Below are 24700 nucleotides of genomic sequence, written 5' to 3' on the forward strand. Positions count from 1 at the left end.
TTCCGGCACCCCGTTTTCCTTAGGGGGGTGAACGGGTACATATGGCTTCTTCACAACGAAGGACGCTTCTGCCAATCCTGCTTGCGGTGATCTGTCTCAGCGGCTGCGCTTCACCGCAGGTCAGATTCCTGTCATCGCGTTGCGAGGCCTCCAGAGAAAAAACACGCCTCAAAGCTCTCGGTTTCGTGTCCTCGCTCGAGACGACAGGCCTCCAAGGCGAACAACTCATCTATCAGGTACGACTGTTCGATCGCAGCCGGGCGCCCCTGCGGTCGCGGGACGGACGTTTCCAGGCAGCGGACGGCACCGTCGCCGCGACGACCACGATGATGGTTCTGCAGTCGCCCGAGACGGTCAAGGACGTGCGAGTCTCGATCCCCGCGGGAGAACTCGGCGTGCCGCCCAACCACCTGCCGGTTCTGGCGGAAGTCGCAGTCTTCAAAGCCACGGGCGAACGCGTCGCACGCGTCTGGTGCGCCGTCCCGCCCCTCAAGGTGGCGGAGATCATGCCGCCAATGGAAACCCGGCCGACCCCCTATTGGTTCGTCAAGGTTGCAGACCCCAATCGCCTGCCCGTCCTCTCAGGCCCCTTCGCAACGCTGGCCGAAGCGCAGGCCGCCGCGACCGGGGGAGCGGAAGCGCCGCGGCAGGTGAACTCGGATGAGTCCCTTTGGTTTGTGCCTTTCTACGATCCGGGCAAAGACGGGAAGGCAATCCTCGTTGGACCCTGCTTAACGGAGAAAGACGCTCGGGACATCGCGGCCCTCGCCGCCCAAATGCCGGATCTGGTCGCGAGGGGCCTCGTCGCCGGCGCTCCGGTCGAGGTCCAGCTCACCCAGTGGCTGAAGGAGCGGGAAGTCAAAGGTATTCTATCCTCGCACGGCGCAGAGGCTGCAGAAAGTCCACCCGGAGAACGACCACAGTAAGAAAGACCAGCCACTGGCCCGCCATAGCGATCGACGCCTTGGCCGGCGGGAGAACCAGGCCGCCCTTGGCATGGTTCATCACCCGCAGAGCAAGAGCAGGAGCGAGGTGTTGTCATGATGCGCACGTCCACACGGCTTTCGGTCATCCTCCTCGTCGGCTTGGCCGCGGGATGCTCTACCGCGAAGCGACCGGAAGTCCGCGCCGTGAACGTCGCCATCAAAAGCATCGATTTCAGTGGTGTCGGAACGGTCTTCAACGTCGAGGTCTACAACCCTTACCCCGTTCGGGTCAAGAAACCGAAACTCCAGTATAGGATGGATATCGCCGGGACGGAGTTCATCCGCGCCGAACACTCGACCGACATCGACTTGCCCGCCAGCGGCGTGGGCACCATGCCGCTTCCAGTCCAATTGGACTATTCACGATTGCGGGCAGCCTTTGCCCGCCTGAGGGATGCCAGCGAAGTCCCCTATCGGCTCCACGGCGCGATCCTGGCCACGGGTCTCGATTACCCTTGGGATGTCCCCTTGGATCATGAGGGGACGCTTCCGATCCTGCGCCTGCCGTCGTTCTCGGCCGCCCGAGTGCGATTCGCCGATGCTTCCCTGACCGGCGCAAGGGTCGCCTTGGAGGTCGACGTCCACAACCCCAACATCTGCGATCTCGGCTTTGCCGAGGTCAGCTACAGCCTGTCCTTCGGCCCCGTCCCGGTTGGTCGCGTTCAGGCGTCGGCCCTCGGCAATCTGGCGCCTCGATCCATCGGCAGGCTGTCGTTGGTGGGCGAGATCACAGCTGCTGGAATACTGAGCCAATTGGCTCGAGGCGAAAAACTGGGAGGGTTCGTCATGGCGTGGTCGGGTACCGTCCAGACACCCTACGGCAGGGTGACACTCCAACCCGGCCAGCTGGGGATCAAGCCCTGAGCCGCGCCGGCCCACAAGACGATCATTGCTTCAATGCAGTCCAATACGGCATCCAAGGAATCATCCAACCAAGGAACGCCGCCGCAGTCTGCCAAGCTTGACGCCCTTTCACACATGTGCGAGGATCCGGTCGACCGCAGGCACGGCGATTGATGGCCTTCAATCTAGATTGACCGGAGCCTCCATGATGCAAACGAGCTCAGCCAGTGAGCACCTACATGACAATGTGCCTGTTCAGAAGCCCCCACAGTTTGCGGAACGGTTCGTCGACCGCCGTCAGGCGGAGCACTACCGCGACCGCTTCAAGAAGGGCCGGCGAGCACGCACCAACTGCCTCGAGAACGCTCTTCTGCGGCAGTTGGGAGAACGGATAGGTCATGTCCAGGTCGCCCTGGATCTTCCCTGCGGCACCGGCCGGCTTTCCCGCACCCTCCTGGAGTTTGCGGATAACGTGATCCTCGCGGACTCGTCATCCGCGATGCTGGAAGTGGCCAGAGAGGAATTGCCCGATCCGCGGGTCAGCTGCCAGTTGATGGACGCAGAGAGCATCAGCTTGCCGGATGCAAGCGTCGACCTCGTATTCTGCCATCGGTTCCTGTACCATGTGACCAGCGAGTCACGAAGAGCCCGCATGCTCAGCGAAATGGTCCGTGTGACCAGGCGATACGTGATCCTGTCATACTACCCACCAGGGTTCCTCAATCGCTGGCGCCAGTTCAGGCGTCGCCTGCTGCGCCGCAGTACCTCGGGCGGGTCGCAGTTGCCCGAGAATCAGTATCGCGAGGAAATCCGGGCGGCACGGCTGCGGTTCGTGCATGAGGTAGCCTTCCGGCATTTCCCTGTCACAGGTGTCTTCTTCGTGCTTGAACGCGCCTGAACCGGCTCTCATCCCGGGGCTACTTGGGCGCCAGCCGTCATGCCGCGCGCTAGCCCCCAGTTGCACAACAGACGGCCTTCCGACTGCCGGAACACCCTGCATGGCCCCAGGCCCCCGGCTGGCTGATGGGGCGACGCGTCGGCCACCGGTGCTGGGGAAACACCGTTAGTACCAGCACGGCGGGACCCTCCTGTCTCATGTGAGACACTAACGATGCGCGCTTGAGACATCGCCCTGTCTCAGAAACGAGCCCCGCGTCACGCAGTCCGACCGCTGATCGGGAAAACGGCGATTCCGAATCACGGCCATGGCACGCCACGTGAAAGGTCAACTGCCCGTACGCGTCCACGGAGATTCCAGGCTCCGGCCTCGGGTCAGGGTCGGCCCGACCCCTCGTGACCGCTACGAGGCCGAGCCCTCTCTTCGCGACTCCTCGTGGTGGTGTCCTGGGGCGTGTCAGCGGTCTCTGATTCTCAGGAGAAACGCTCAGGAGCCAGCGAGGGAGCCGAGCGGATATCCACAAGAGTACCGTCAGAGGGTATACTGCGCCGGTACGGCTGCAGCGTCTGTATGGGATCATGTGAAGGATTCGGAAAAGGAGACTGATATGATGACCTCGCCTCTAACAAGAACTGGATGGCTGTTTCTTTGGTTCGGCTTGTTGACCTTTGCGCCGCTCGGGGCACTGGGCCAGGACGCCGCGGCGACCACCAGCGGCACGGTGCGCGGGGAACAGGCCTTCCCGACCGGCAACGCAAGCACCAGTGTTCTTCTCATCCGGCATATCGGGCCGGCCGAGATGCGCGTCAACGCACCGTTCACCTATGAAGTCCAGGTCCGGAATCTGACCGACGCAAACCTGCCGGAAGTCGTCATCACCGAGAAACTGCCCAATGCGTTCAAGGTGAGCTCCATCGATCCAAAGCCCGCCGACTCGGGCGAGGGGACAGCGAGTTGGACCCTGACACAACTGGGCCCCAAGGCCTCGCAGGTCATCAAGATCAGCGGGACGCCAAGCGCGGTCGGGGCAGTCTCATACTGCACCACCGTGGCCTTCAAGACTACCGCGTGCGCCGAGACGCAGATCGTCGAGCCGGCACTGAAGCTGGTCAAGACCGCCCCGGCCGAGGTCATCATTTGTGACCCGATCCCCGTCAAGCTGGTGGTGACGAACACCGGTACGGGTGCCGTGCAGAACGTCAAGGTAGTCGATAAGCTCCCCGATGGCTGGGAATCGGGCAACAGCAAGGACGCGATCAACTTTGACGCCGGTACCCTCAAGCCCGGAGAGTCTCGCGAGTTCTCCTTCCAGGCCAAGGCGACCAAGACCGGAAGCTTCGTCAACGAGGCAACGGCCTCGGAACCTGGGGGGCTCGCCGCCAAGGCCAGCTCCGAGACGGTGGTGCGCAAGCCGGCACTGAGTGTGACCAAGACCGGCCCCGAGATCCGCTACATCGGTCGCCCCGCCGAATACAAGATCACCGTGACCAACACGGGAGATGCGCCCGCCAAGGATACGACGCTGGTCGACACCGTGTCCGGTGTGGGCGAGTTCGTCAAGGCCAGCGACGGCGGACAGTCCGCCGGCGGAAAGGTCACCTGGAGTCTTGGAACACTCGAGCCCGGCGCTTCCAAGAGCGTCGAGCTGACATTGGTCGGCCAGAAGGCCGGTACGATCAAGGATGACGCGGTCGCCACCGCCTACTGCGCTCAGGGCCAGGCCTCGGCAAGCACCGAAGTCAAGGGTGTTCCGGCCATTCTGCTGGAGGTCGTCGACGTGTCCGACCCCATCGAGGTCGGCGCCGATGAAACCTACATCATCACGGTCACCAACCAGGGTACGGCTGACGACACCAACATCCGCATCGAGTGCACCCTCCCGGCCGAGGAAGACTACGTTTCCGCCGAAGGCCCGACCAAGTTCAAAGCCGAGGGCAAGACCGTCTCCTTCGAGCCACTCGCCACGCTGGCACCCAAGGCCAAGGCGACCTATCGCGTGGTCGTCAAGGGCACCAAGGAACAGGACGTCCGGTTCAAGACCAGCATGACCAGCGATATGCTGAAGAGCCCCGTGGAGGAAACGGAAAGCACGCATATCTATTGACCAGCGTCGCTGATAGTGGTGATCCGGGACAGAGAAAGAGGTTGTCGGATCGTGCCCGGCAACCTCTTTCTGCTCTCGGTCCACAATCGATGTGAATCAAGGAGATGGGTTATGAGAAAACCTCGATATCTGATTTGGGTGGCCATCCTCTCCCCGGCGATTCTGGCCATGGGCTGTAACAAGGTCACTCCCGAGAATTATGACAAGATCCAGAACCAGATGACTTTGACTCAGGTGGAACAGATCCTCGGCAAGGGTACAGAACAGAGTGGCGGTGGCCTCGCGGTGGGCGACTTGAACGTCTCGGCCAAGACCGTGACTTGGGCGAGCGGCGACAAATCGATCACCGTCACCTTCGCTAACGACAAGGTGGTGATGAAGACCAAGAAAGGCCTCTGAGACGCGGTGCGGCCGGACCGCGAGGGCAGGGGAATGGCATCCGGGGGCTGCGTGCGCCATGATTGGGAGAGAGAACGATGAGCCCGGAAACCCAGTCCGAACACGGGGAAGGACCAGGCGGCAACCTTCCCGTGACAACCGAGGGCAAACCGGTGAAGCGGAAGCGGCGACGCCGGTGGCTCAAGCTTGTTGTCTTGCTCGGCGTGCTGATTCTGATCATCGTCTGCTGTCTTCCCTATCTCCTCTCGACCAACGCCGGCAGGAGACTCGTGGTCTCCGTAGCGGACAGCTACCTGCCCGGCAGCGTGGAGATGCGGGATCTCTCGCTGTCCTGGTTTGGCCCCTGTAGGATCAGCGGATTACGTCTTCACGACCCGGAAGGCAAGGAAGTCGCCCGCGCGGACGATGTCGTCCTGACGGAGGGAGTCTGGCGGGGGATCACCTCGCCCTCTCACTTCGAGCAGCTGAGCCTCGATACTCCACGAGTCACCCTCTTCGTCGATGAACAGGGTCAGATCTCGCTGCTCCGGGCAATCGCGACAAGTGAGGTATCACCCCCTGACCAGAAGCCCTCTCCGTTGCCGGCGGTGACCGGCAGGCTGGTTCTCCGCAACGGCTCGATGAAGGTGGTCCGCCCGGACGGCCGCGAGTTGGAGGTGTCCCACGTGGACGGCGACCTCCGCCTCGAAGCCACCAGCAGCATCGCCGGCCAACTCGTCGCTCAGGCGGCCGAGGTTGGCACCGTCACCGGCGAAATCGACCTCCGGGAACTTGTGCGGGATGGCCGATTCCAGCCTTGGGGGGCAACAGGAACTGCCCGCCTGTCGACCCCCGCCAGTCTCTCCCTGGCCGGACTCGGGCAGTTCGCGACGGGCCAATCCCACGCGGACGGTTCGGCCCAGGTTCAAGTCAGAGCCGCCTTTGGACAGGGAGAGATCAAGGTCGACACCAGCATCGAGCTCGCCCGTCTGCTGGTCCGGCTGGCCGACAGCAGCGGGGCCAGTCCCGTCGACGTCCGGCTGTCCAGCCAGCTCCGGGCCACACGCGAGTCTCTGACCGGTCATGCCGCCTTGGACGGGCAAATCGGCGACGGGCGGGTGGATGTGACCTGCTCCTGGCCCAAACAGACGGAAATCCCTTCCGTTGAGGATATCGTCTCCGGTGCCTTGGCCGGGAAAGCCGTCAAATGGCCCGATTTCGTCGTCGAGGCCAAATCACACCTGGATCTCGCCCGGTTGGCTCAGGCGGTGCCCGCGCTGCTGCATATCCAGTCCCAGGTGGTGGTTACTGGAGGTACGCTGGATGCCCAACGCGTCATCCTCCGCGGCGGTGAAAAGCCCTCGACCACCGGAGCGGTCACCATCACCAGGCTCGCCAGCCGGCGCGATGCCCAGATCACCGCGTGGCAGCCGATCTCGCTGGATTGGAACGTTCACATCGAACCCGGCACGGGTCTCAAGGTGGAGAAGCTCGCCTTGGCATCCGATTTCGCCAATCTCGTCGCCAAGGGCACCCCTTCCGATCTGCACGCCGATATCCAGAGCAACTTGGCTAGACTGCAGCAGCAGGCCGCGCAGGTCTTCAACATGGATGGCGTGGATCTGGCCGGCGGCACCTCCGGCACGTTGGACCTGAAACGGGCTGATCAGGAACGTATCGACCTCGCGGTGACCCTGGCAGGCGAGGGAATCCGATACCGGGCTGGAAAACGGAATCTCGAGGTCGGCAAGCTGTCCGTGAAGAAGAACGGCTACTTCACCTTGGCCGGCTCCAAGGTCACCCGGCTGACAATCGCCGACGCGACCTGGAATGCGGACGGCAGCGTCGCCGGAACCGGATCAGGCTGGACCGGCGTCGGGGACGGAACCTTCGAAGTGGAGATGAAGATCCCGCGCGCGGACCTCGCGTATGTCGCCAAACGCCTCGTCGACCTCGGCGTTGCCGGTGCGGCCGGGTACGCCGGTGAGGCCGCCCTTCAAGCTCGGGCCAGCCGCTCATCCCACAATGCTCCCGTGGTGTCTGAAGGCTCCGCGGCTCTCCGCAACACCCGCCTCGGCAACGAGCCCCTCCTTGCAGAGGATGTCTCACTCAGTTGGTCCGGCCTGAGCATCGCACCCGACGGGCGGCGATTCGAGATCAAGTCGGCCGAACTCGCCAGCACGCCCGCACGCCTCGCCGCCGCGGCAGTGAGTCTCCGCACCGACGGCCAACCGGTCGTCGAAGGCAAGGTCGAGGGCAACGCGGATCTCGCCCGCTGTCTGGCCATCGGCAGCCGGATCGCCGGTTGGGATAAACCCCCGGCCATTGCCGGCCGCCTCACCCTGTCCACCGTCAGTCAGGGCTCCGCCGACGGGGCAAACCTCACCGGCAACGCCCGCATCGATGGGCTCGCGATCGGGGCCGGCGAAAAGACGATTCGAGAAGATCAGGTCCGTCTTGCCGTCAAGGCCGGGGTCAACCGTCGCCAGGAGACCGTCACTCTCGATCAGTTCCAGATGGACTCGCGCATGATCGCTGTCAAGATGACCGGTACCATCTCAGATTACGCCCGGACCTGCTTGCTTGATCTCAAGGGCAGCTATCAGGCGTCCTGGGAGCCCATCAGCTCCCTGCTCCACGAACTGGCTCCGGCGACTGCCGACAAGGTGACCCTCGCCGGTGCGAGCGAGAGCCGGTTCACGGTCACCGGTACCGCCAACCAGCCCCAGGTGACCCCGACATATCGAGACGCCTCCGCCACCGGAGAGGTGAGCTGGGTCTCGGCGGATGTCTGTGGCGTCCAGGTGGGGAAAGCCCTCCTCACCCCGGCATTCAAGCAAGGACAGCTGACCGTGCCCGTGTCCGCGATCCCGGCCGCAGGCGGGCAGGTCCACCTCGGCGGCGGCGTTGATTTCCGTCCGGCCACCCCAGTACTCAGCCTCGGTCCCGAGCTCCAACTCCTGGAGAGCGTGCGCATCACGCCGGAAATGGGCCGGCAGCTTCTCAGCCGCGTGAATCCCATCTTCGGCAGCATGACCCGCGTCGAGGGGACCGTCTCCCTCATCACCAGGAATATCCAGCTCCCACTGGGCGAGGCGATCAAAACCGGCGGCTCCGGGCAGGGCCGCCTCGACCTTCAGAACCTCAAGGTCCAGCCGGCGGGCTTCATGATGGTGCTGCTTGATCTGGGCGGACTGACCGGCGGCGACAACTACACCGTGCAGGTCAGCGGCGTGGATTTCCACCTCAAAAACGGACGGCTGCACTACGACAAGTTTGCGATGACGTTTGGCCCGGACTTCGACTTGCGATTCCGTGGCTCAGTAGGCTTCGATGAGACTCTTGACTTGGCCGTCTCCCTCCCGATCAGGGCCGCACTCCTTCAGAAACTGGGCGTCGCTGGCCCGACCGCCGAGTACGCACGCCGACTGGAGAAGGTGCGAGTCGAGATACCGGTCGTGGGTACACGATTGCAGCCCAGAATGGATCTGTCCCAGATTGACATGAAGCCGCTGATCGAGGAAGCCGCCCGCTCCGCCGTCTCCCAGGGAGCCGACAGCTTGCTCAAGGACCTGATGGGCATCAAGCGAACGCCAAAACTTGATTCCGGGACGGGCGCATCGGAGCGGACGCCCGTGGCCGGCCCGAGGACCCCGGTCCGTCCGCCCGCCGACCCCGCCAAAACCCTCGAGAAGAAAGCCCTGGACCTGCTCAAGACGCCCAAGCCGGGTGCCAGTCGTCCCGCCCAGCGGGGCCTCGAAGCCCTGCCATCCATCCTCCGCGAGCGAACTGGGCCACCGGCGAGCAGGCCCAGCCAGCCGGAGGTGCGTCGTTCCACCACCGGCAGCACCGCCCAACGCGGCGGCCCATCAACTCAGCCGGCGATTTCCAGGCAACCCGCAACGCCGCAAACGAAACCGGCCGTTCAGCCATTTCGAGGTATCTTCAGACGAGAACGACGATGACCGCGACGCCCGGCAGGACAACCCAGCCGCCCGTACCTCCTCCACAGAAGATCAGGTACGACCTCCTTGAACAGGCGACGTCCCTCGCCCGGTACCATGGCCGGATGTGGCGAATCGGCGCCGCTCTGCTGTGGAACCACAACGTGACCGCCATGAGCGCGGCGCTCTCCTTCCGGACCATCTTCGCCATGGTCCCCGTCCTGGTGCTGGCTTTCCTCGTTCTGAAGTCCGTCGGCGTGCTGGAGGATAGCAAGCAGGGCCTTCGAAGCGTCCTGCAGGCGTCAGGCTTCGGCCAGATCGCACTCACTCAGCCAATCGACATCGCCCCGACAAGTCCCTCCGACACCGGCTCCCCATCCGGTGAACAGGTGCTCAATCTGGCCGACGAGATCGAACGCCTCGTGGAGAACGTCGAGGGGAAACTCACCGTGGGCCGGCTCGGTCCCGTCGGAATCGTGCTGCTGATCTACACGGCCACCACTTTGCTCACTTCGATGGAACGCTCGCTAAACAGGATCTTCGGCATATCACGCAGCAGGTCTCTCGCCAGGCGCGTTCCTCTCTACTGGTCGGTCATGACCCTGGGCCCCGTGCTCGTCGTGGCAGCCTCCTACCTGGGTCAGCGGACCACAAAGGCACTGGAACAAGTCAGCGGTGTCTCGTGGCTCCTCGCAGCTTGCGGATACTGGGCTGCCCCTGTCGCTGGGTACTTGCTTCTCTTCCTTGGACTCTACAAGCTCCTGCCCAACGCCAATGTCTCGTGGCGTGCCGCGCTCGGCGGCGCCCTGTTTGCCGCACCGGTCTGGCTGGTCGCCAAATGGCTATTCGCCCTCTACGTGCGCGAGATCGTCGCAACCGGGAACCTCTATGGAGCACTGGGCTTGGTGCCGATCTTCCTCCTCTGGCTTAACCTTTCCTGGCTCATCTTCATGTATGGTGCCGAACTGGCCTACGTGGCAGGAAACCTGGCGAACCTGCAAGGTCCTGATCATGCAGAGCCTGCATCCCTGAGACCTCATGATCTTCTCGCCGCGGCGCTGGCCGTCGCGCGACCGTATGAGGCCGGCGGGGGAGCAGTATCGCTGGATGAGGTTCGGGGCAGGCTCAGACTCACAGATCAGTCCGCCCGGCAGCTCTTGGAGCAGCTGGGCTCCGTCGGGGCCGTATGCCCAGTGGCAGGCGACGGACCTCCGATGTACGTGCTCGCGCGTCCGGCTAACAGGATTCCCGTTCTCGAAGTCCTCGGAGTCCTGCGACCGGAACGGGACTTCGAACCCGGACGCTACGATCCCGAGATCGGCGCGACCATCAGACGCTTTCAGCAGCGATCACAGACCGCCCTGGGCGATCTGACCGTCGGCGACCTGATCCGGGCGGGAACATAGCACCCACGGCCGTGTGTCGCAGCATAATCCGCCTGTGCGCGTGACCACCCACGGTGCGGATGCTGGTTTGTCCTTCGGAATCATGGTCTTCACCTTCGCCTCGCAGGCAGGCGGAGGAAGACCCGGACTCTTAACTGAGAAAGAGAGGTTACTATGGATCCGGCGAAGAAAGGCTTGGCATTGCTGCAGGAGTTCAAGAACTTCGCACTGAAAGGCAATGTGGTCGATCTGGCCATCGGCGTGATCATCGGAACGGCATTCGGCAAGATCATCGACTCGCTGGTCAAGCACATCATGATGCCCTTCATCAGCCTATTCATGCCCGGCGAGCAAGGTTACCTTGCCTGGAAACTGACCGTCGCCGGCAAGGAAATTCCCTATGGACTGTTCATCGGCGAGGTCGTCAACTTCCTGGTCGTCGCACTGGCCCTCTTCATCTTCATCGTCAAGTTCCTCGGTTGGATCATGAAAACCAAGAAGGAGGAGGCACCCCCTGTCCCACAGCTGACCAAGGACCAGGAGCTGCTGACCCAGATCCGTGATCTGCTCACGCGCCCCGGGTCGAGGCCGCAGTCAGCGTAACCAGACCAACGACCATCTCCCGAGGGACCAGTCTCGGAGCGAGAGGCTCGTTGCGGCCCTGGCGATGACTCTCCAGATGGCTCGCCGTGCTCCCCCAGGAGAGCACTGCGGGCATCAGCTCCCGCAGGCCCACCTGGCGTGCGATGGCCCGGCGTAGCGGCTCGCCCAGACACAGAGTCGCCGCCGGGCACCCGCCTTCGCCGATCAGGCGGTCGTTGTCGAGAACGCCGCTGCCGGTCACGGTTGCCGGCATCGGCGAGTCTTGCGCGCCAGCCGTCTCAGTGATCTGCGGTTGGCGAGGAGGGCCGTTGTGGTCAGCGCGCTGGCGGCGCCCCGGGCTGCGGCGCTGGATCGGTCAATGCGGCTCGGGTATGCGCGTCCGTCGGCCTCGGTCACAGAGCTCGGAGGATGAACTCGGATTCGGGCCCGCTGGCAGTGCAGACCAACCGCCGGCTGCATTCGCTTAGCGGTTCCATCCGGATGGTCAGCAGGTCGACGGGCAGGAGGTCGGCTACGCGGTCGGCCCATTCCAGAACGATGGCCCCCCCCGCCAGCATCTCGTCGAAGCCCAGAGCCTCGAGATCACGGCTTCCCCGGAGCCGGTAGGTGTCAATGTGGTGGATCGCCAGACCGGCCTCGCTACTCGTGCCTTCATACTCGTTCACGATCACGAAGGTCGGGCTGTTGACCTGACGCAAGTCGGCCACGCCCGCACCCTCGGCAATCCCCTTGACCAGCGTGGTCTTGCCTGATCCCAGCGGCCCGATCAGGCCGATCACATGCCCCGGCATCAGCCGGGTACCCAACCGTCGGCCGATCGCTTGCGTGGTGGCCACGGAGTCGCTTTGCAGAACCAGTTCAATCATGTCCAGTGTTCGAACCCGCGGGGCTCGACAAGCACCCGCTTGCCCCCGGCCAAGACCATCCACAGGCTCGATCGTTCGGTCGACGAGCGAGCTACAACGCGGCCCACCGGCCACAGCCCTGCCCCCACGCCCGTTCCGGCCGCACCCTCCAGACACGTATCGCCGACTACCAGCAGCTCGAAGTCCTCACCATCGCTGAGGGCATGCTCGAGGGCCGGCCGCCCATCCTGCTTCGCGATCTCGCGGGCCGCATCGCTGATGATCCGCTCGATCAGCTCCGGTCGCAACTCGGCATCGCACCCCGACGAGGTACACAGCCGGTGCAGATCCATGGTCAGACCATCGGAGATGTCCATCATGGCGTGCAGACCAGCCTCACCCGCCAGCCGCCGGGCGCATTCCAGCTTGGGCTCGAACGTCAGGTGCCGACCCAGCAGGCTGCCGCCCAGCGGACCACTGACGAAGAGGATATCCCCGGCCCGGGCTCCGGATCTGCGCATCGGACCACGAGCGGCCATCGGCTCAGCCACCATGGCCACGTCGATCGCCAGACGGCCGTCCCAACTCGTCGTGTCTCCGCCTACGATCGCGCACCCGTACCGGTCGGCCACACCCGCCATACCCTCGTACATCCGTTGCACCTCGACCAGGGACATGTCTCGGTTGAGGGCGATGCTCACCGTGGCCGCCCGGGGCGCGCAGGCCATGCCCGCGCAATCGCTCAGTGAACAGGCCATCGCCTTCCGCCCGATCAGCTCGTGATTATGCCGCTCGGTGTCGAAATGGACCCCGTCCAGGAGCATGTCCGCGGTGATGGCCACCAGCAAGCCGTCCAGCCGCACCAGGGCCATGTCGTCACCGATGCCAATCGGTACCCGCCGCGTGTCGGCCTTAAACCGCTCGGTCAGCCAGGCAACCAGTGCGTTTTCACCCTTAGCCATGGGTGTTAGCTTACCCGTGGCCGGGCAAGCCATAAAGGTGCAATTCTGCTCCGCGACAGGGGTATAATGACTGTCAACCGCATTGGTCGCCGAGCATCGCAAGAGGATGTACATGCCAGCATCAGAGGCGAAGTCCCTCATCCACCGTACCGTCTTCCTTGGGATCCTGCTCATCGCAGTTCTGACTATCGGTGTCTTCCTCTGGTCCATGGGTCGAGCTTGGCTCCTCGCGTCGCGGTCGGTGAATCCGACCCAGGTCAGAGTCCCGCCATTGGCCACCGCATCATCCTCTGCCGGTCGGCCGTCACCGGATGAGTATCGGCGGCGGTGGTCCGAGCGGATCGAACCACGCATGGCCGCTGCGGACGTGGCCTGCGATAGGGCTCTGCGCAGGAACATCGGGTTGGTGCGGTTGTTCCTCCTTGAGCGAAGGGCGGGCAGCCGGGCGTTCGCCGAGGACATGCTCTCGATCCGCGGCAAGTGGGCGCTGGTCAGGACCCATCTGCCCAATCTGGTGGGGGGGCGAGAGGATGCCGAACTGCGGTACCTCGCGGACCGGTTTGCCTGTCACGTCGTCTCCGATGAGGAGTTGAAAGCGGTCCTTGAGATCGCGGTGGCCGCCTACGTGGCCCAGGTGCAGGCGATCGAGAACGAATTGCTGGTCGGTGTTCGGGCGGATGTGGCGGATCTCCCGCTGGCATCATTGCCGGCCAATGCGACCGACGAGATCGTAAGGGCGGAATACGAGCGGCTGGTGCGGGTCATCGCTCCTGCGGTGGCCGCCGATCTGGGCGTGGATGCGGCCCGCGAGTTGGCCAGCCTGGTGGCCGGTGATGTGGCCGCCGGAATCGCCGGCAGCGTGCTTGGCACCGTCGCCACGCGACTGGGCATCTCTTCCGGAATCCTGGCCGTCGGAGCAGGTTCCTCGTGGGCCACGCTTGGACTCTCCATCGTGGCGGCGGTGATCGCCGATCAGATCATCGACTTCGTCATCGACCAGGTGCACGATCCGACGGGAAAGCTCGCAGCCCGGGTGGACGAGATGCTGGCCGACGTCGGCCGTCTCATCGCTGAGGGGGACGGCGAGCGGCCGGGCTTGCGGGCCCAGCTGACTACCTTCGACAAGGCCCGGTCGACCATTCGCCGCGAGGCCCTGCGCAGGTTGGTGTTGGAAGAGCAGACTGCATCGAGATAGGAGTGAGAACCGAATACCGAAAGCCGAGAGAGTAGTCGTTCCAGCGTCGAGACCGGAAACTGACCAATGCGACTTCCCTCCCGCCTTTCATTCTCGGCGAAAACGGCTATCCTCGCTGTCATCATGACCAAGAAGGAGGTCGTGCTCGAATCCCTCGCATTTCGTCCGCCGCCGTATGTGCCTTGGGCTTGGGAGATGACCAAGGGATGCCAGCAGCGGGTTCGGGAGTTCCTCGGGACGGATGAGCTGACGGAGTTCGCGGGATCCCACTTCCTGGACATCGGGCCGGCGCCCGGGCGGTTCATCCAACTTGACGACCATTGCGTGCGAGATCTGTTCGGCGTCGTCTGGGATCGATCGGTCGACAAGGAGGTCGGTACGCCGCGAGAGTGGCCTATCCGTCAGCCGGAAGAACTGGACAGCTACCAGTTCCCCGACCCGACGGCCGACGTCTGGTTCGACGCAATCCCTGAACGGAAGGCCGCCCATCCCGATCTATTCTGCCGGTACCGCGTAGGCTTTGCCCTGTACGAGCGGGCGTGGGCTCTGCGCGGTATGTCCGATCTGCTGATGGACATGATCGAGCGCCCGGAGTTTGTCGATCGACTTCTCGACGAGGTGATGGAGCACAATCTGGCCAAGGCTCGCCAAGCGATCGAACTGGGGGCCGACGCGATTCTGTTTGGTGACGACTATGGCTCACAACGTGGGCTGATCATGGGCATTCGGCTCTGGCGTCAGTTCATCAAGCCGCGCCTGGCCCGGCTGTTCGCCGAGGTCCGGGACGCGGGGCGCGTTGTCTGTCTGCACTCCTGCGGATGCGTCGCCGAGTTGTTCGACGAGTTGGTCGAGATGGGTCTGCAGGTCTTCAACCCGTTCCAGCCAGAGGTCATGGATATCGCCGCGCTGAAAAAGCAGTATCACGGGCGGCTGGCCTTCCACGGCGGCATGAGCATCCAGAAGATCCTGCCCTTCGGCACGCCCGACGAGGTTCGCGCTGAAACCCGGCGTCTGATCGAACTAGGCCGCGAGGGCGGTTACATCGTGGCTCCGTCGCACATCGTGCCGCCGGACGTCCCGCCGGCCAACCTGGCGGCCATGATGGAGGTGCTCAGGGGCCAGCAGGGATTCCCTCGTTGAGCCTTTTCACACACCGCAGCCGCTTTCGTGGGTGGCCTGGGCGCGCTCAGACCACCCCAGTGCCGCAAATCGACCGCTGTTTCGGCCGACGATGTGACGACGCCTGGGAACTCTCTCCGCCCAATCCAGTATAACCCGATAGAGAACGGCATCGACGGCGTAGGGCAGGTTCATGGACGAGGACGCGATCCTCATTCAGCGGGTGGTCAACGGTGACGCGGGGGCGTTCCGGCCGCTCGTGGAGCGATACCAACGGCCCGTGCTCCGGTTCATCGCTAACATCGCCGGAGATCGCCATCTCAGTGAAGACATCGGCCAGGAGGTCTTCTTGGCGGCGTACCGGGCCCTGGGATCATTCGATTCCGCGCGGAGCCGGTTCGTAACGTGGCTGTTCACTATCGCCCGGAATCGGACGATCACGGCCGTGCAGAAGCGGCAAGTCGAGTATGTGCCGGAACTGCCCGATTGTCCGGCGGCAGGGAGGCCGGATGAGGCTGCGGAGCGGGCTGAATGGTACGGGGCTCTGGACCGGGCTCTGGCCGGTCTGCCGTTTGAGCAGCGGACGGCATTCGTTCTGGCCGAGTTCGAAGGGTTGACTTACGAGGAGATTGCCCGGGTAGAGCAGACTCGCGTGGGGACGGTTCGATCGCGCATCAGCCGGGCTCGGGAGAGACTCCGGCAGGTGCTGCACGAATATGGAGAAGAGCGATGAGCCGGCAGGATGAGCTGTATGAGGACTGGAAGGCTCGCAAGGCGGATGTCGTCGTGCCCGACGACTTCGTTGCGAACGTGATGGCCGGGGTTTACCGACAAGTGGCCGAGGGGGCGGCGGGACCCGCGTGTTCGGATGGCGTGTTAAGTCGGCTGCCGAGGCACCAGCTCGCCCAGGCGGGTCTGGTGGCCGCCGCGGCCGTGCTGGGCTTCCTGCGTTTGGCGGCGATGACCCACCTCGTGTTGGGCACGACCGTGGGAGGATGAGCGGATATGGCGGACGAGATGATCAGGGGGTCGGGGCCGGCGAGCGACGGTCCCAGTGATGCTTCGGGAAACGGCCTGGCGAGTTGTCCTACGATGCGAAAGCCATCGACCGCTCTTGAGCTGTCGCTGGTCCTGACCGGCCTGGGACAGGTGTATTGCGGTCGAATCGGACGCGGCTTGGCGCTCATGTTCCTGGCCGCGCTATGTCTTCCTGCGCTCATCGTGCCCCTGTTTCATGGGCCGTCGATGCACGCCTTCTGTGTAGTCCTGGTGCTATCTTCGATCCTGTACGTCGGCACAATTGTAGATGCTTATCGTCTCGCCAAGCGGACTCCCCCGGCGTATCAGCTCAAGGACTATAACCGTCCGTACGTGTACGTGCTGTTCATCCTGCTGTTTACGGGGGGCGCCGTCGCGTGCGCGTTCAACGTTCGATCGTCCCTGATGCAAGCCTTCTGTGTGCCGTCCGGTTCCTGCTTCCCCTCGATCATGCCGGGCGACCGTCTGTTGGCCAGCAAGATCGCGTACGACGATCATGATCCTGAACGCGGCGACGTGATCATCTTCCGACCGCCGGACAATCGGCGCGTTTTCGCGGTCAAGAGGATCGTGGCTCTGGCGGGCGACCGAGTGGAGATCCGAGGCGGGCAGCTCTACATCAACGAACAAGCGTGTCCGCGGCAGGAAGTTGGAGCCCGCACGCTTCAGCTCAAGGATCGTCCGGTCGCGGGAGCTGTCTTTCGCGAAACGAATGGAACGGCCGCCTATTCGGTCTTTTTGAGCAATGACGCAAAGGACCAACCGGCTGACTTCGGCCCGTTCACGGTGCCCAGATATTGCTGCTTTGTGCTGGGCGACAATCGGGCGAATTCCTCCGACAGCCGCCGCTTCGGCCCTATCTCGGTGACAAGCATTGTCGGCAAGGCTGAATACCTCTACTGGCCAGTGGATTCGTGGTCGCGGTTCGGCAGGTTGGAGTGAGGCTGCTACTCCCTCAGGGGCACGCCCGCGGCGCAGAACGCGGCGCGCAGATCGACCATACGCATGACGGGGGGCATCGGCCCGGACATGGTGGCCGCGAAGCCGCAGGAGCTATCGCCCCGGAGATTGCCATGGGCCCCGCGCAGACCGCCCAGGAGTTTGGTCATCGCCGGGCTGCCGACATACCATCCGTCCTCGAGGCTCACGAACACATCCGGAACATGGGCGAAGAGGCCGTGGAACGTCCGCCACAGGCGCTGAACCACGTCCGGATAGGTGTGCGTCGCCGTGGCCTCAAACAGAACCCGATCATCGACGAAACCGTTGGCGGCGATCTTGCCCGCGGCGCGAAGCCGGTCAAGCAGCGGCTCGAGCCGGAGCGGGTCGCCGGACTGGACTCGGTATCTGAATCCCGCGGGCGAGCGGTTGATCGTCGCCACGCCTTTGCGGTCGACCACGACGATCGAGTCTTCATCGCCACGGTAGGCGGCCAGCTCCATCCCGTCGATGTTGACCACGTCCCGGGCCACCTGGGCCGGCTCGCGGGTGTGGATGGCTGCGCACGTCACCAGACCGAACTCGGGGATGACGACGTCACCCGGTTGTCGGAGCGCATCGCCGACCCGGTAGCCGAGATCAGCCATCTGCTTCTTCAGTGCGACCCGCTTCCCGGTGATCAGGTCGTGGCCGTGGTCGCTGAACAGGCTGATGCGGATCCGGCCGCGGGTCTGATGGAGCATGGTCATGCAGAAGCGGTCGAGAGTGACCAGGCCGATGGCATGTCCATCGCGGCCTTTCTTCGCTCCCAGGGCGGACGTGCAGACCACGTAGGCCACCATCCGGCGCTTCCGGCCGCCGCCATGCTTGGCGTAGATCTCCTGGATCCGCCGCAGTTCGTGTTCGAACCACGCCCGCTGCCAGAGGTAGGCGACGGCATGGAGCGAGGGGGTGAGGTAGTAGTCCGTATCGGCGTGCCACGGCGTGTTGCCGTCCGCTGCGTAGGTCGCATAGCCGTTGGTGAGCTTCTGTCCGTCGAAGTACTCGGCCTCGACGCCGGGCAGGGGGGCTCGCCCGAAGAACTCGCTCAAGATCGGATCGGTCATGACTGGGAATGGACTGACGACCCGCGTCGGCCTCGGGAAGTACCGCAACCGGCCCTGGTCCCAGAACTCCTCGACCATGTTGAAGGGCACGCTGTCCAGGATGAGGACCAGGTGGTGAATCTCGTTCGCAGGAACCTCGGCCAGCTCGACGTCCTCTTCGATCTGCCCGTCCTCGTTGGTGTCGTACCCAATGCGAGTGACGAGCCCGGCATGAGAGAGCCTTTCCCGATAGTCCGGGTGGCCGTTGCCGTCCACGTCATACCATCGTTCGGTTATCCCGTCGGTCAGCCGGTCGAGCTTGGCGGCGGCGATGGGCAGCAAGCGAGGACCCGGTCCGGCGCAGCCGGTGCACAGCCCGAGCAGGGCGAGGATCGCGCTGCGGTATCGGAGGCGGGCAATCGGATTGATCATGGGCTCTGACCTTTCAGCCGTTCACGGCATGCGGCGACGATTTGTTCGGCTCCTTGCCGGCGCAGGTCACTCAGGATCTGAGCCACGCACTCATTCCACCGCATGGGGGGCAGGCCGGTAGCGGCTCGGAGGGCCTGTTTGCCGTCTGCGCTCATGACTTGGGCTTGCACCTGCAGCCGGTCATTGACCACGCGAGCGTAGACGGCCACCGGTGCCCGGCAGCCGGCGTCGAGGCCGCGGAGGATGGCTCGCTCGGTTTCGACGGCGAGGGTCGTCGCCTGGTCGTGGATCGTTGCCAGCCACCCGCGAAGCCGCGCGTCCTTGGTTCGTCCCTCGAGGGCCAGCGCGCCCTGTCCGGGGGCGGGGAGCATGACCTCGACCTCCAATGGGTGGGTGACATGTCGGGCGAGGTTGAGCCGGTTCAGACCCGCCATCGCCAGGACCGCTCCGGCGCAGCTGCCGCCGTGGATCTTCCGAATCCGGGTATCGACATTGCCGCGTAATCCGACGAAGGTCAGGTCGGGTCGGCGGGCCAGCAACTGGGCTTGGCGGCGCAGGCTGCTGGTACCGACCACGCTTCCGGCGGGCAGCCGCTCGAAGGATGTTCCATCGGCCGACACCCAGGCATCGCGAGGGTCCTCGCGGACCGGCACGGCCAGGATGGCCAGTCCTTCCGCCAGGTCGGTGGGAAGGTCCTTGGCCGAGTGTACCGCCAGATCGATTTGGCCCTGGCGCAGGGCCAGCTCGAGTTCCTCGGTGAATAATCCCTTGCCGCCGATCTCGGGCAGCGGCTTGGTCTGCTGCCGGTCGCCGCGTGTGGTGATGATCTCCATCCGGGCGGACAGGCCGGGATGGGTGGCTTGAAGGCGGTCGATGACCCACTGGCTCTGGGCGCGGGCCAACTGCGAGCCGCGGGTACCGACCACAAGTGTCTCGGTTGGGTTCATCCCGATTACGTCAGCGCCCGGATAACCGCCTCGGTGAAGCTCTGGGTCGTGCCCTTGCCGCCGATGTCCGGTGTGAGGGTCTCGGGGTTGCCCTCCTGCAGCACATGGTCATAGGCGTTACGGATCCTGGTGGCGGCCGTCGTCTCCCCCACGTAGTTCAGCAGCATGACGCCGCTCATGATGCAGGCCAGTGGATTGGCGATGCCCCGCCGGGCGATGTCCGGAGCCGAACCGTGGACTGCCTCGAAGACGGCGCACGACTTGCCGAAATTGGCTCCCGGCACGACGCCCAGGCCGCCCACCAGACCGGCCGCCAGATCGCTGACGATGTCGCCGTAGAGGTTCTCGAGCAGCAACACGTCGAACTTGGACGGATCGCGCACCATCTGCATGCAGGCGTTGTCGATGATCATCTCGTCGTACTCGATCCGATCGGCGTACTGGCTCTGGACCTTCCTGGCACACCTGAGGAACAGCCCGTCGGACAGCTTCATGATGTTTGCCTTGTGGAACACGGTGATCTTCTTGCGGTTGCGGGAGGCGGCGTAGTCGAAGGCGAATTGGGCGATCCGGCTGCACCCCTTGGTCGTCGCGATCTTGAGGCTCTGTACCACTCCCTCGACGACCTCGTTCTCGATGCCCGAGTAGAGCCCTTCGGTGTTCTCTCGAACGATGATCAGGTCCACATGGTCAAAGCGCGTCTTGATGCCCGGCAGTGATCGGACCGGCCGGACCGCGGCGAAGAGGTTGAGTCGCTTGCGAAGCTCGACGTTGACGCTGGTGTGACCGGAGCCGATCGGGGTGGTGGTCGGTCCTTTGAGAGCCAGGCCGTGTCCTTCGATGGCGGCGACCGTGCGGGCGGGCAGAACGCTCCCGCAGAACTCCAAGGCGGTCGTCCCGGCGGGCAGGACCACCCACTCGACATCCACCCCGGATGCATCGATGACCTCGCGGGCAGCGGTGGTCACTTCCGGGCCAATCCCGTCGCCCGGGAGAAGGCACACGATGTGGTTCATGCCAGGATTCCTCGGACCCCGGCCGCCGGACGGTGCGGTCGGAGCAAGTTTCGGGCGGTGGCGGCCGCCTTGCGTTTTCGCCAACGAACGCGATTATAACTGAGGGCGGGGACGGAGCAACGACCCTCGCCGGTGTGTGGGATCGTCCTCGCCGACGTGTCGGGTCGTTGTTCACTCGGGTTGTCGTTTCCCGGAATACCGTGTCCGGCGGGCGACTGGGACATAGGGAACTCGCTATGAGCCACGCTGACATACCGGTGGGGGCCGGTGATCTCGCCGCCGGCTTGCCCGCTACCGCTCGGTTGAGTCTGGTGACGGCCGCCCTCGCGGACGGCGTCTCCACGCTGCGAGGCGTGACCTTGGATGAGACGGTCTGCTCGATCCTGCAGGCCCTGTCTGTCCTGGGCATGAGGACTCGCGTGGACGAGTCGCTTTTGAAGATCGAGATCGCGGGCTGTGCGGGGCACTGGCCGGAAGGCGAGTGTGACCTGGAATGTGCCAACCGCGCGGTTCTGGGAATCCTCGCGTCCGCATGCTGCACGGGGTGGGGACGATACCGGTTGATTGATGTCCCGGGCGGGGCCCTCGCCCCGGACCCTGGCATGCTGGCGGCGTTGCGGGATCTGGGCGTGTCCGTGAGTCATGACGAGGCGGCCGGGCGGTTGCCGCTCGACATTCGGGCGAGCGGGCTGACCGGTGCGATCGTCAAGGTCACGTCTCCTGGGGCTGGCCAGTGGCTTGGCGGGTTCCTGGTCGCCTCGGCGTGCAGCCGGTCCGATGTCTTCATTGAGATCGACACGCCGGCGTTCTCTCTGGACGCGGTTCGTCCGGCACTCAGGCTCATGGAGGTATTCGGTGTACCTGTGGTGGGCCCGGATCACGGCAAGATTGTGATTCCTGCTCCGCAGGTCTATCGGGCCGCCGAGATCGATTTTTCGATGGCGTGATGCTACATTGTTCGAATGTGCGTCTCGAGCGCCGCAGGGCACGGTGCCCAGCCGGTCGTTTGTGGTGTTCTCGGACGCACAGGGCTTGTCGTTCACGCCGTGTCGGATCGTTTCCCGCGGGGTCTGGACGCAGAGGTTGGATTGGGTTGAGTCATGCGCGATCGTGGCCACTTCATGACGGAGCAGAAGAACGAGCGGTCTCGGACGATCGACCGGATGTCGATTGCCGAGGCCGTGGAGTTGATCAACAGCGAGGATGCCAGGATTCCGGAAGCCGTAGCCGCCTGCAAGGCTCAGATTGCGGCGGCGATTGAACTGGTGGTGGCCGCCTTCCGTGCGGGTGGTCGCCTGATCTACGTCGGAGCCGGAACGAGCGGTCGACTTGGCGTCGTGGACGCGTCCGAGTGTCCGCCGACCTTTCTCACGGATCCCGAGATGGTTCAAGGGGTCATCGCCGGTGGCAACGGGGCCATGTTCCGAGCGGTGGAGGGTGCCGAGGATAGCGAGGCGGACGGCGCGGCCGCGATGAAGGATCGGAAGGTCGGTTCCAAGGATGTCGTCTTCGGGATTGCCACCGGCGGGACCACGCCGTACGTTCATGGGGCGATCGGCTACGCTCGCCAGGTCGGAGCCAGGACCGTCTTCTTCGCCTGCGTGCCCAAGGAACAGTGTGATGATGCGGCCGATGTCTCGATCCGTGTGCTGGTCGGTCCGGAAGTGATCACGGGTTCCACTCGGATGAAGGCCGGCACCGCCACCAAGCTCGTGCTCAACATGATGACCACCATCTCGATGGTTCAGTTGGGCAAGGTGTACGAGAATCTGATGGTGGATGTAAATGCCTATTCCAACGTCAAACTCGTGGATCGCGGGGCCCGCATCATCGCCGCCATTACCGGTGTGGATCGCGACAAGGCCCTGGAGCTTCTGCATGCGGCCAAGGGCCGGGTCAAGACCGCCATCGTCATGCACCATCGCCAGGTGGACCGCGAGAGCGCCGATCGCCTGCTGGCCGCACATGGAGGCCGGGTCAGGGCGGTGCTCGAGAGCGATATGCCGTGATGGATGAGAAGAAGCGACCAGCGATCGGTGGTCAGCTGGGTCGGGTGTGCCGAGTGACTGTTGACTGCGGCACGCTGTGTAACGCGTGCTGAGTTGGGTGACCTGCGGGTCTCGATTCGGCTTTCGGCGTTTCGGTTTCTGTTCCGACGTTTTCCTTTGTTTCTCCATCCTCTCAGCCTGGCGTACCTCATTACCGACCTTGAAGTCGGGGGCGTGCCCTTGCACCTCTTTCGACTGGCGACGGCGTTGCCGCGTGACCGGTTCCGGGTTCGGGTGATTTCGCTGGCGGGGGAGGGGCCGGTAGGGGGGATGCTTCGCGAAACAGGGATTCCGGTCTGGGCCTGCCGGGCCCGATCGGTCGCCGATCTTGCCGCCCTTTGGCGACTCTGGCGATTTCTGCGGGCGGATCCCCCCGATATTGTGCATTCGTTGCTGTTTCACGCCAACACCGCTGCCCGGTTGGTGGGCCCGATGGCGGGCGTACCGATTTCCCGGATCCTGTGCGAGATCCAGACGGCCGAGGTCGAGCGGGGCTGGCACCTGATCCTCGACGGCCTGACCTGTCGCTTGTGTGCCTGTGAGATCGGCAACTCTCCCTCCGTCGTCGAGCACCTGCATCGGGAGGCTCATATTCCCCGGTCCCGCCTGGCTTGCGAGTGGGGTGCGGTCGAGGTGGCCAAATACGCTGACGCGTTGCCGCTGGCCCGCGAGGCGCTGGGCCTGGGTTCGGACCAGCAGGTGCTGATCTGGACCGGCCGACTGGATCCGGTGAAAGGTTTCGAGGAGATGCTGGCCGCGTGTGCCTTGGTGCGTGAGCGACATGGCATCAAGCTTGTACTGGTCGGCGAAGGACCGTATCGGCCCGTGGTCGAGCGGCTCATTCGTCAGCACGGCTTGTCGGGTGACGTGCTGATGCTTGGTCGTCGCACAGATGTTCCTCGGCTGCTTAAGACCGCCGACGTGTTTCTCTTCTGTTCTCGGACCGAGGGGTTGCCCAACGCCCTCCTGGAGGCCATGGCCGCCGGTCTTCCGATCGTCGCCACGGACGTCCCCGGTTGCCGGGACTTGATTGTCCATGGCCGGACCGGTCTGCTGGCCGCGAAGGGGCGGCCCGACGAGATTGCGGCGAACCTGGCGGTCCTGCTGGCGGATGCAGATCTCGCTCGGCGGCTGGGTTTGGAGGCCCGCCGGTGGGTAGGTCTGAACGCCGATGCCAGCCGGTTGGCCCTGCGCTGGGAGGATCGCTACACGGCCATCGTGGGCGGGGTGGGGCCGCGATCGCTCGGCAGGCGAGGTCTCGATATGTTGAAGCCAAACGAAGCCAGCGAGTTGCGGGCGTGACAGACCGTGGTCGGTGGGTGACGAGCAGCGTCTGGGTGGGGCGGAGAAAGCCGCAGCCGGCCGCCAATAATTCAAAGCGCCAAACGAAGCCAAACGGCCCGCGGGGGCCATTCGCAACCCCATTTTTAGCCGATGGTTACACATGCAGCGATGGAGCGTGGGCATAGCCTATCCGACCGATCGAATCGGATCTGCGACGCGAAGCCCGTCGGTTTCCTCGGCCTCTGGATTTCCCCGTGCCGTTCCTTCTTTCTCGCGCGCGTTGTTGACCTTACCGGCTTGGTGTGGCTGTATGTAGCCAGCGGGCAGCGCCGGCCTCTGCTCAAGAACACGGCGTCTGTCCCGCGGCGGCACGTGGATTGAGTCGGAAGAGGGTGGTCAGGTGCCCCGATCTGGTCAGGGCAGCTTCCGTGTCTCTGTGTGATCGGGAGTTGGGCCTCTATTCACGGGTCAGGCGGTGCCTTCGTTGGGCGGGGCAGCTGCATCAAGGCTGGGGACTGGCTTGGAGCTGCCCAGCGGGGGGGTAGAAGTCCTGTTCGTGAGTCGCCCGAGTCTCACGCCCGTTCGGGCAGGCCCGCAACGGAAGTTGTTTGCCATTCAGGACATCCATCGCTATACTCATGATTGCGCG

The 24700-nt window shown here is 64.2% G+C and carries 22 protein-coding genes; 16 read left to right on the forward strand and 6 right to left on the reverse strand.

Annotated features, from left to right (window positions below; all coding sequences use genetic code 11):
• The first annotated feature begins 41 nt into the window (after positions 1-41).
• From KA354_03005 to mscL, 8 genes are all read left to right on the forward strand, one after another.
• The gene (locus KA354_03005; protein ID MBP7933596.1) at positions 42-926 is read left to right on the forward strand and encodes a hypothetical protein; all 885 of its coding nucleotides are present in this window, start codon (positions 42-44) and stop codon (positions 924-926) included.
• Between the two features lie 114 nt (positions 927-1040).
• Positions 1041-1850: an LEA type 2 family protein gene (locus KA354_03010; protein MBP7933597.1), complete on the forward strand. Its 810-nt coding sequence runs from the start codon at positions 1041-1043 to the stop codon at positions 1848-1850.
• A gap of 184 nt (positions 1851-2034) precedes the next feature.
• The gene (locus tag KA354_03015) at positions 2035-2727 is read left to right on the forward strand and encodes a methyltransferase domain-containing protein (GenBank protein MBP7933598.1); all 693 of its coding nucleotides are present in this window, start codon (positions 2035-2037) and stop codon (positions 2725-2727) included.
• A 607-nt stretch (positions 2728-3334) separates the two neighbouring features.
• Entirely contained in the window at positions 3335-4831 is a 1497-nt protein-coding gene (locus KA354_03020) for a DUF11 domain-containing protein (GenBank protein MBP7933599.1), read from the forward strand.
• A 111-nt stretch (positions 4832-4942) separates the two neighbouring features.
• The gene (locus KA354_03025) at positions 4943-5230 is read left to right on the forward strand and encodes a hypothetical protein (GenBank protein ID MBP7933600.1); all 288 of its coding nucleotides are present in this window, start codon (positions 4943-4945) and stop codon (positions 5228-5230) included.
• Between the two features lie 77 nt (positions 5231-5307).
• Positions 5308-9174, forward strand: coding sequence for a hypothetical protein (locus KA354_03030; protein MBP7933601.1), 3867 nt, complete (start codon positions 5308-5310; stop codon positions 9172-9174).
• Positions 9171-10559, forward strand: coding sequence for a YihY/virulence factor BrkB family protein (locus KA354_03035; protein MBP7933602.1), 1389 nt, complete (start codon positions 9171-9173; stop codon positions 10557-10559). Before KA354_03030 ends, KA354_03035 begins: the two co-directional genes overlap by 4 nt.
• A gap of 153 nt (positions 10560-10712) precedes the next feature.
• Positions 10713-11141, forward strand: a complete 429-nt coding sequence (gene mscL, locus KA354_03040) for a large conductance mechanosensitive channel protein MscL (protein ID MBP7933603.1) — start codon at positions 10713-10715, stop codon at positions 11139-11141.
• Here the strand turns inward: mscL and KA354_03045 are convergent.
• The 3 genes from KA354_03045 to KA354_03055 all read right to left on the reverse strand — a co-directional run bounded on the left by KA354_03045 (position 11107) and on the right by KA354_03055 (position 12948).
• The gene (locus tag KA354_03045) at positions 11107-11394 is read right to left on the reverse strand and encodes a hypothetical protein (GenBank protein MBP7933604.1); all 288 of its coding nucleotides are present in this window, start codon (positions 11392-11394) and stop codon (positions 11107-11109) included. The genes mscL and KA354_03045 overlap by 35 nt on opposite strands.
• Positions 11395-11533: 139 nt before the next feature.
• Entirely contained in the window at positions 11534-12007 is a 474-nt protein-coding gene (tsaE, locus tag KA354_03050) for a tRNA (adenosine(37)-N6)-threonylcarbamoyltransferase complex ATPase subunit type 1 TsaE (protein ID MBP7933605.1), read from the reverse strand.
• On the reverse strand, positions 12004-12948 hold the full coding sequence (locus KA354_03055) for a thiamine-monophosphate kinase (GenBank protein ID MBP7933606.1): 945 nt from the start codon (positions 12946-12948) through the stop codon (positions 12004-12006). The genes tsaE and KA354_03055 overlap by 4 nt, the downstream gene beginning before the upstream one ends.
• A 112-nt stretch (positions 12949-13060) precedes the next feature.
• On the opposite strand from KA354_03055, the gene KA354_03060 reads away from it, so the two are divergent.
• The 5 genes from KA354_03060 (at position 13061) to lepB (ending at position 17242) form a co-directional block, all read left to right on the forward strand.
• Positions 13061-14143 (forward strand): hypothetical protein, encoded by a 1083-nt coding sequence (locus tag KA354_03060; protein ID MBP7933607.1) that lies wholly within the window; start codon positions 13061-13063, stop codon positions 14141-14143.
• 66 nt (positions 14144-14209) lie between these two features.
• A complete protein-coding gene (locus KA354_03065; GenBank protein ID MBP7933608.1) occupies positions 14210-15283 on the forward strand; it encodes a uroporphyrinogen-III decarboxylase-like protein in 1074 nt (357 codons plus the stop codon).
• 172 nt (positions 15284-15455) lie between these two features.
• Entirely contained in the window at positions 15456-15995 is a 540-nt protein-coding gene (locus tag KA354_03070; protein ID MBP7933609.1) for a sigma-70 family RNA polymerase sigma factor, read from the forward strand.
• Complete coding sequence (locus KA354_03075; protein MBP7933610.1) at positions 15992-16261, forward strand: hypothetical protein; 270 nt, start codon at positions 15992-15994, stop codon at positions 16259-16261. The genes KA354_03070 and KA354_03075 overlap by 4 nt, the downstream gene beginning before the upstream one ends.
• A gap of 93 nt (positions 16262-16354) precedes the next feature.
• Entirely contained in the window at positions 16355-17242 is an 888-nt protein-coding gene (lepB, locus tag KA354_03080; GenBank protein MBP7933611.1) for a signal peptidase I, read from the forward strand.
• A 5-nt stretch (positions 17243-17247) separates the two neighbouring features.
• On the opposite strand, the gene KA354_03085 is transcribed toward lepB, so the two are convergent.
• Genes KA354_03085 through KA354_03095 form a run of 3 tightly spaced genes read right to left on the reverse strand, consistent with a single transcriptional unit; the run spans position 17248 to position 20719 of the window.
• The gene (locus KA354_03085) at positions 17248-18756 is read right to left on the reverse strand and encodes a hypothetical protein (protein ID MBP7933612.1); all 1509 of its coding nucleotides are present in this window, start codon (positions 18754-18756) and stop codon (positions 17248-17250) included.
• A complete protein-coding gene (hemC, locus tag KA354_03090; protein MBP7933613.1) occupies positions 18753-19703 on the reverse strand; it encodes a hydroxymethylbilane synthase in 951 nt (316 codons plus the stop codon). The genes KA354_03085 and hemC overlap by 4 nt, the downstream gene beginning before the upstream one ends.
• Positions 19704-19708: 5 nt before the next feature.
• Entirely contained in the window at positions 19709-20719 is a 1011-nt protein-coding gene (locus tag KA354_03095; protein ID MBP7933614.1) for an isocitrate/isopropylmalate dehydrogenase family protein, read from the reverse strand.
• A gap of 236 nt (positions 20720-20955) precedes the next feature.
• Between KA354_03095 and KA354_03100 the strand changes: the two genes are divergently transcribed.
• The 3 genes from KA354_03100 (at position 20956) to KA354_03110 (ending at position 24069) form a co-directional block, all read left to right on the forward strand.
• Positions 20956-21666: a hypothetical protein gene (locus KA354_03100; GenBank protein MBP7933615.1), complete on the forward strand. Its 711-nt coding sequence runs from the start codon at positions 20956-20958 to the stop codon at positions 21664-21666.
• A 153-nt stretch (positions 21667-21819) separates the two neighbouring features.
• The gene (gene murQ / locus KA354_03105; protein ID MBP7933616.1) at positions 21820-22728 is read left to right on the forward strand and encodes an N-acetylmuramic acid 6-phosphate etherase; all 909 of its coding nucleotides are present in this window, start codon (positions 21820-21822) and stop codon (positions 22726-22728) included.
• A 156-nt stretch (positions 22729-22884) separates the two neighbouring features.
• The gene (locus KA354_03110) at positions 22885-24069 is read left to right on the forward strand and encodes a glycosyltransferase (GenBank protein ID MBP7933617.1); all 1185 of its coding nucleotides are present in this window, start codon (positions 22885-22887) and stop codon (positions 24067-24069) included.
• Positions 24070-24700 lie beyond the last annotated feature (631 nt).

This window comes from Phycisphaerae bacterium, assembly GCA_018003015.1.
Taxonomy (GTDB): Bacteria; Planctomycetota; Phycisphaerae; order UBA1845; family PWPN01; genus JAGNEZ01.